Annotated in this window: 4 protein-coding genes; all 4 read left to right on the forward strand. The window is 71.0% G+C overall.

What is annotated here, in order from left to right:
* Window positions 1-7 precede the first annotated feature (7 nt).
* Complete coding sequence (rsgA, locus tag ACIBD9_RS21470) at window positions 8-1,078, forward strand: ribosome small subunit-dependent GTPase A (RefSeq protein ID WP_396720097.1); 1,071 nt, start codon at window positions 8-10, stop codon at window positions 1,076-1,078.
* Window positions 1,079-1,346: 268 nt separating this feature from the next.
* Window positions 1,347-4,292, forward strand: coding sequence for an excinuclease ABC subunit UvrA (gene uvrA / locus ACIBD9_RS21475; RefSeq protein ID WP_387171311.1), 2,946 nt, complete (start codon window positions 1,347-1,349; stop codon window positions 4,290-4,292).
* 163 nt (window positions 4,293-4,455) lie between these two features.
* The gene (locus ACIBD9_RS21480; protein WP_396720099.1) at window positions 4,456-4,941 is read left to right on the forward strand and encodes a Rieske (2Fe-2S) protein; all 486 of its coding nucleotides are present in this window, start codon (window positions 4,456-4,458) and stop codon (window positions 4,939-4,941) included.
* Between the two features lie 177 nt (window positions 4,942-5,118).
* Window positions 5,119-7,107: an excinuclease ABC subunit UvrC gene (uvrC, locus tag ACIBD9_RS21485; protein ID WP_396720101.1), complete on the forward strand. Its 1,989-nt coding sequence runs from the start codon at window positions 5,119-5,121 to the stop codon at window positions 7,105-7,107.
* The last annotated feature ends 1,021 nt before the right edge of the window (window positions 7,108-8,128 follow it).

An 8,128-nucleotide genomic window follows, 5' to 3' on the forward strand; every position in this document is an offset into this window, starting at 1 on the left:
GGATGCCATGACGATCGATCTGACCGCCCTCGGCTGGGACGCCGAGCGGACGGCGTACGCCGCGCGCCGCGGCGAGCATCAGCCGGGTCGGGTGGCCCGGGTGGACCGGGGGGTCTGCACCGTGCTGACCGCGGTCGGCCCGGTTCGGGCCAGCCTGGGTGGGGCGGTGCTGGGCGCCGCCGCACGGGACCCGTCCGCGCTGCCCTGCGCCGGGGACTGGGTGCTGCTCACCCACTGGCCGGACCGCCGCGTCACCGTGGAGGTGGTGCTGCCACGGCGAGGCGCGCTGATCCGGCGTACCGCCGGCAAGGACGCCAGCGGCCAGGTGTTGGCCGCCAACCTCGACGCCGCCGCCGTGGTGGAGCCGGTGCACCCCGAACCGGACGTGGGCCGGATCGAACGGCTGCTGGCCCTGGCCCATGAGTCCGGCGCCCGCCCCCTGGTCGTACTGACCAAGGCGGACCTCGCGGCCGACCCGGCCGCGCTGGCCCGCCAGCTGGCCGCCGTCGCCCCCGGGGTGCCGGTGCTGCCGGTCAGCGCCGAACTCGGCCTCGGGCTGGACCCGCTGCGCGCCGAGGTGGCACCCGGTCGCACGCTCGGCCTGCTCGGCCCGTCCGGTGCGGGCAAGTCGAGCCTGGTCAACGCCCTCGTCGGGGCGGTGATGATGCCCACCCAGGCGATCCGGCGTGTCGACGGCAAGGGTCGACACACCACCACCTGGCGGGCCCTCGTACCCATCCCCGGCGGCGGTGCGGTGATCGACACGCCCGGTGTGCGGGCGGTCGGCCTGCTGGACGGCGCGGCCGGGCTCGACCGGGCGTTCGCCGACATCGCCGGGCTGGCCGAGGGCTGCCGGTACGCCGACTGCGGCCACGACGGCGAGCCGGCCTGCGCGGTCCGGGAGGCGCTGCACACCGGCGAACTCTCCACCCGTCGGTGGGAGAGCTGGCGGCGGCTGCAGGGTGAGGTGGCCCACGAGAGCCGACGGCGGGAGGCCCGGGTGGCGGCGGAGCGGCGCGGCGGGTGGCGTTCGGCCCGACGTCGGGCCGCGCGCCCGCCAACGCCCGGCGGCTACTGACCGGGCGCCCGCCGACGCGCGGGCGCCCGGGCTTGCGGATGGCGCGCGCGGGCGCCCGGGCTTTCGGGTGGTGCGCGTTGTCGGGTGGCGCGGGCTTTCGGGTGGCGCGGCCGACCGGGCTGAGCTGGGGGAATGTGCGGGCGGGGGAAACTGTCACACCTCGGGGCTAGAGTTGCCGAGGCGTGTTTTCCGCGCCCGCACGACCGCTCAAGACCGCCCAGAGCGGGACACATCCTTCGCTTCGTCTTCTCCCGGGAGTACACGCACCGTGGCCGACCGACTGATCATCCGTGGCGCGCGCGAGCACAACCTGCGTGACGTCAGTCTCGACCTGCCCCGGGACGCACTCATCGTGTTCACCGGGCTGTCCGGGTCGGGCAAGTCGAGCCTGGCCTTCGACACGATCTTCGCCGAGGGGCAGCGCCGCTACGTCGAGTCGCTCTCCTCGTACGCCCGGCAGTTCCTCGGCCAGATGGACAAGCCGGACGTCGACTTCATCGAGGGCCTGAGCCCGGCCGTCTCGATCGACCAGAAATCCACCTCGCGTAACCCGCGCTCGACCGTCGGCACCATCACCGAGGTCTACGACTACCTGCGTCTGCTCTACGCCCGCATCGGCGAGCCGCACTGCCCGGTCTGTGGCGAGCGCATCTCCCGGCAGAGTCCGCAGCAGATCGTCGACCGGGTCCTCGCCATGGCCGAGGGCACCAAGTTCATGGTCCTCGCCCCGGTGATCCGTGGGCGCAAGGGCGAATACGTCGACCTCTTCGCCGAGCTGCAGGCCAAGGGCTACGCCCGGGCCCGGGTCGACGGCGTGGTGCACCCGCTGACCGAGCCGCCGAAGCTCAAGAAGCAGGAGAAGCACACCATCGAGGTGGTGATCGACCGGCTGACCGTCAAGCCGAGCGCCAAGCAGCGGCTCACCGACTCGGTCGAGGCCGCCCTGGGCCTGTCCAGTGGCCTGGTCCTGCTCGACTTCGTCGACCTTCCGGAGGACGACCCGGACCGCGAGCGCCGCTACTCCGAGCACCTGGCCTGCCCCAACGACCACCCGCTCGCCATCGAGGATCTCGAGCCCCGGGTCTTCTCCTTCAACGCGCCCTACGGCGCCTGCCCGGAGTGCACCGGCCTGGGCACCAAGAAGGAGGTCGACCCGGAGCTGCTGGTCCCCGACCCGGAGCGCAGCCTGCGCGAGGGCGCCATCCAGCCCTGGTCCACCGGGCACAACCTGGAATACTTCCTGCGTCTGCTGGAGGCGCTCGGCGAGGCCCAGCATTTCGACATCGACACCCCGTGGCGGGCGTTGCCGGCGCGGGCGCAGAAGACGATCCTGCACGGCTCCGACGATCAGGTGCACGTGCGCTACCGCAACAAGTACGGCCGTGAGCGCTCCTACTACACCGGCTTCGAGGGCGTGGTGCAGTGGATCGAGCGCCGGCACTCCGACACCGAGTCCGAGTGGTCCCGCGACAAGTACGAGGGCTACATGCGCGACGTGCCGTGCGCGGCGTGCGGCGGTGCCCGGCTCAAGCCCGAGGTGCTCGCGGTCACGTTGGCCGGCAAGAGCATCGCCGAGGTCTGCAACCTGTCCGTGGGGGAGTGCGCCGACCTGCTCGCCGGCATCGAGCTGACCGACCGGCAGAAGATGATCGCCGAGCGGGTCCTCAAGGAGATCAACGCCCGGCTGCGGTTCCTGCTCGACGTCGGTCTGGACTACCTCTCCCTGGACCGCCCGGCCGGCACGCTCTCCGGCGGTGAGGCGCAGCGCATCCGGCTGGCCACCCAGATCGGCTCTGGCCTGGTGGGCGTGCTCTACGTGCTCGACGAGCCGTCGATCGGGCTGCACCAGCGCGACAACCACCGGCTGATCGAGACCCTGATCCGGCTGCGTGGCCTGGGCAACACGCTGATCGTGGTGGAGCACGACGAGGACACCATCCGCACCGCCGACTGGATCGTCGACATCGGGCCCGGCGCGGGTGAGCACGGCGGCAAGATCGTGCACAGCGGATCGGTGCCGGCGCTGCTGAAGAACAAGGAGTCGATCACCGGGGCGTACCTGTCCGGTCGCCGGTCGATCCCGACGCCGACGGGCCGCCGTCCGCAGGACCCGGCCCGGGAGCTGGTGGTGCACGGCGCGCGGGAGCACAACCTGCGCAACCTGACCGTCTCGTTCCCGCTGGGTCAGCTGATCGCGGTCACCGGGGTCAGCGGCTCGGGCAAGTCGACGCTTGTCAACGACATCCTGTACGCGGTGCTGGCCAACCAGATCAACGGCGCCCGGCTGGTGCCCGGCCGGCACACCCGGGTCTCCGGTCTGGAGCACGTGGACAAGGTCGTCGGCGTGGACCAGTCGCCGATCGGCCGGACACCGCGCTCCAACCCGGCCACCTACACCGGCGTCTGGGACCACGTCCGCAAGCTCTTCGCCGAGACCACCGAGGCGAAGGTCCGCGGCTACGGCCCGGGTCGGTTCTCCTTCAACGTCAAGGGCGGGCGCTGCGAGGCGTGCTCGGGTGACGGCACCATCAAGATCGAGATGAACTTCCTCCCCGACGTGTACGTCCCCTGCGAGGTCTGCAAGGGCGCCCGGTACAACCGGGAGACCCTGGAGGTGCACTACAAGGGCAAGACCGTCTCGGACGTGCTGGAGATGCCGATCGAGGAGGCCGCCGAGTTCTTCTCCGCCATCCCGGCCATCCACCGGCACCTGAAGACGCTGGTCGACGTCGGCCTCGGCTACGTCCGCCTCGGCCAGCCCGCGCCGACCCTCTCCGGCGGTGAGGCGCAGCGGGTCAAGCTCGCCTCCGAGCTGCAGAAGCGCTCCACCGGGCGGACGGTCTACGTGCTCGACGAGCCGACCACCGGTCTGCACTTCGAGGACATCCGCAAGCTGCTGATGGTGCTGGAAGGGCTTGTCGACAAGGGCAACACGGTGATCACCATCGAGCACAACCTCGACGTGATCAAGACCGCGGACTGGCTGATCGACATGGGTCCCGAGGGTGGCCACCGCGGCGGCAGCGTGCTCGCCACCGGCACCCCCGAGGAGGTCGCCGAGGTGGCCGAGAGCCACACCGGCGAGTTCCTGCGCCAGGTGCTCAAGCTCGACGGTGAGGCCAAGGGTGCCGCTGCCGCCACCACGCGGGCCGCCAAGGCCAACGGCGTGACCAAGGCGCGGGCCAGCCGTAAGGTGCCAGCCGGCGCGCGCTGACCTCTCGGTGCGTGTTCGCGGGGCGGGGCGGGTCGCTTGACGGCCCGCCCCGCCCCATTTGCCGGGTCGGACGAATGCCGCGATGAACCATCCGGCACAGTTGCCCGTGTGGAGAAGTGTGGCCGGCTATCGACCGGCGCAGCGGGCTAGAGAGAGGCGAGGCATGAGTGACGATCAGGCGCTGACCGGTACGGGTACGCAGACACGTCGTACCCTGCTCACCGGCGTCGGGGCGGTCGGCGCGGCCGTCGTCCTGGCTGCCTGCGGCAGCGACGACGGCGGCAGCGGCAGTGACGCACCCACCAGTGGTGGTCCCGCCGTACCGAGCACCGGTGACGCCGGCGGCGGCGACCGGCAGAACGCCCAGTCGCTGGCCACCACCGCCGACATCCCGGTCGGCGGCGGCAAGGTCCTCGCCGCCGAAGGTGTGGTCATCACCCAGCCCGCGGCGGGCCAGTTCAAGGGCTTCAGCCCGATCTGTACGCACCAGAACTGCCCGGTGACGAACGTCGACGGCGGCACCATCAACTGCACCTGCCACGGCAGCAAGTTCTCGATCGAGGATGGCTCGGTGAAGGCCGGCCCGGCCACCAAGCCGCTGCCGCCCAAGAACATCAAGGTCACCGGCGACCAGATCTCGCTGGCCTGACCCGGCGGGCTGGCCCGGCCGCCGCACGCGGACCGACCGGTCGGCCCGGCGTCGCAGGATCGACTCGCGTTCGGGAAGTCGGGGTGTCCGGGGAGTGCCGACACCCCGACTTCCGGGCCACCGAGTGGATCACGCGCCTGCGGTGGGCTGTCGGTGCCGCGGACTAGGCTTGTCGGCGTGGCTGACCCCTCGACCTACCGCCCCGCACCCGGCACCATCCCGGAGCTACCGGGGGTCTACCGCTTTCGCGACGGCACCGGCCGGGTGATCTACGTCGGCAAGGCGCGAAATCTGCGCAGCCGGCTCAACTCCTACTTTGGCGATGTCTGGAACCTGCACGAGCGCACCCGGCAGATGGTCACCACCGCCGAGTCGGTGGACTGGATCACCGTCGGCACCGAGGTCGAGGCGCTCCAGCAGGAGTTCACCTGGATCAAGCAGTACGACCCGCGGTTCAACGTCCGCTACCGCGACGACAAGTCGTACCCCTATCTCGCCGTCACCCTCGACGAGGAGTACCCACGGCTGCAGGTGATGCGCGGCGCCAAGCGCAAGGGTGTGCGCTACTTCGGTCCCTACTCGCACGCCTGGGCCATCCGGGAGACCCTCGACCTGCTGCTGCGGGTGTTCCCCGCGCGGACGTGCTCGGCCGGGGTGTTCAAGCGGGCCGGCCAGGTCGGTCGTCCCTGCCTGCTGGGCTACATCGGCAAGTGCTCGGCGCCGTGCGTCGGCACCGTCTCCGCCGACGAACACCGGGCCATCGTCGACGGCTTCTGCGACTTCATGGCCGGGCGCACCGACACCATGGTCCGCAAGATCGAACGCGAGATGACCGAGGCGAGTGAGCAGCTGGAGTTCGAGCGGGCCGCCCGGCTGCGCGACGACGTGGCCGCACTGCGCCGGGCCATGGAGAAGCAGACCGTGGTGCTCGGCGACGGCACCGACGCGGACGTCGTCGCGTTCGCCGACGACCCGCTCGAGGCGGCCGTGCAGGTCTTCCACGTCCGCGATGGGCGGGTCCGCGGCCAACGCGGCTGGGTGGTGGAGAAGACCGAGGATCTGACCACCGGCGACCTGGTGCACCACTTCTGCACCCAGGTGTACGGCGGCGAGCACGGCGAAGCCGACGTGCCCCGCGAACTGCTGGTCCCCGAGCTGCCCGCGGACGCCGACGCGCTGGCCGAATGGCTCTCCAACCACCGGGGCAGTCGAGTGTCGCTGCGGGTGCCGCAGCGCGGCGACAAGCGCTCACTGATGGAGACGGTGGAACGCAACGCCAAGGACGCGCTGGCCCGGCACAAGCTCAAGCGCTCCGGTGACCTGACCACCCGGGGCAAGGCACTGGACGAGATCAGCGAAGCGCTGGGCATGAGCACCTCGCCGCTGCGCATCGAGTGTTTCGACATCTCCCAGATCCAGGGCACCGACGTGGTGGCCAGCATGGTGGTCTTCGAGGACGGGTTGCCCCGTAAGAGCGAGTACCGGCGCTTCATCGTCCGGGGCGCCACCGACGACCTCTCCGCGATGTCCGAGGTGCTCCGGCGCCGCTTCGCCCGCTACCTGGACGCCAGGGCCGAGACCGGCGAGGTGGGCGTGGAGTCGGCCGACGATTCGGCCGCCCCCCAGGACGCGGTCGAGCCGCAGGTCGGCGTCCTGATCGATCCGACCACCGGCCGGCCCCGAAAATTCGCGTACCCGCCACAGCTGGTGGTCGTCGACGGCGGCGCCCCACAGGTCGCGGCCGCCGCGCAGGCCCTCGCCGACCTGGGCATCGACGACGTGGCCCTGTGCGGGCTGGCCAAGCGGCTGGAAGAGGTGTGGCTCCCGGACGACGAGTTCCCGGTCATCCTCCCGCGTACCTCGGAGGGTCTCTACCTGCTGCAACGGGTGCGTGACGAGGCCCACCGGTTCGCCATCACCTTCCACCGGCAGCGCCGCTCCAAGCGGATGACCGAGTCGGCACTGGACCACGTACCCGGCCTGGGCGAGGTGCGTCGCAAGGCGCTACTGCGGCACTTCGGCTCGCTCAAGCGGCTGTCGGCCGCGACGGTTGAAGAGATCACCGAGGTGCCGGGCGTGGGTCGGCGCACCGCCGAGGCGATCCTGGCCGCCTTGGACACTGACACGAAGGCCGGCGACGGCGCGGAGGCGAAGCCCACCACCTGAGTGCGGTTCTCGCCCCAACTGGCTCGAGGCGCGGTCAACCCAGCTTGCCCTCACTCGCCCGGTTCTGGTCGATCGTGCCGAGCCACGCCGAGCCACGCCGTGCCGTGCCGTGCCGTGCATGATCGTGCTCGATCCTGGATGTAGTGGCCTCGTGGCGTGGGGAGGGGCCTCTTTCCTGGATCGAGCACGATCATGGACGGGCTGGCGCGTGTCGCGGTGACGTTCTGGCCCTGGGATCGCGCTGGGCCGGGCCGGTGGCGGTGTGGTTGCGCTTGCGGTTGTGGTTGCGGTGCAGGCGGCCATGATCCACTCGGCTTCCTTGAAGTCGGGGTGTTCCCGGCGCCGGGACACCGCGTTTTCCGGGAACCCGAGTCGATCACACCTCTTCGCCCCGCCATGTCGATTGGCAGGGTCAGGCCGGTGCGGAGTGCGCGATCGGCGCAAACGGGCATGATCGACTCGGCTTTCATGATGTCGGGGTGTTCCGGCGTTGGCACGCCGCGGATTCCGTGAACCCGAGTCGATCCCCCCGTCTCGGCCGCCGTGTCCGTAGTCGTCAGGTCGACGGGTTGGGCTGGATGTCCGGTTTTGCCGTTGCTGTCGGGTGGTCGGGGCCACCCCGGCGGTGGAATCGGGGGCCGGCCGGGGTCGTTATACCTGGCATGCCACCGCGACTCTCGGGTCGTGGGGCGCGGCAGCCGCCGGGAACACTCCGGCAGGCCGCCTCGGTTACATCCCCCGCACGGCCGAGCACCACAACGGCCGAAACCCCCCGCACGGCCCAGCAGCACAGCCGTCGGTGGGTAGGCGGAATGACCCGCCACCGGCAACCGTTACACACTGTCCCGACGCCGACCCCCATTGCGGGTCGCCGGGCAAGAACATCCCCTCGAACTTTCCCGCACGACCACACCACCCCCAGGTGGGTGGTGTGGGCACCCCCGATGCAGAGGAGCACGCCATCATGCGTACCGATCTGATCCGTAAGACCGCCCTGACCGCCGCGGGCCTCGCCTTCACC

The organism is Micromonospora sp. NPDC050784 (genome assembly GCF_044456765.1).
Taxonomy (GTDB): Bacteria; Actinomycetota; Actinomycetes; order Mycobacteriales; family Micromonosporaceae; genus Micromonospora; species Micromonospora foliorum.

Bases quoted from the DNA above. Each gene is read 5' to 3' on its own strand.
- rsgA (WP_396720097.1), top strand. From the start codon at position 8: ATGACGATCGATCTGACCGCCCTCGGCTGGGACGCCGAGCGGACGGCG.
- ACIBD9_RS21480 (WP_396720099.1), top strand. From the start codon at position 4,456: ATGAGTGACGATCAGGCGCTGACCGGTACGGGTACGCAGACACGTCGT.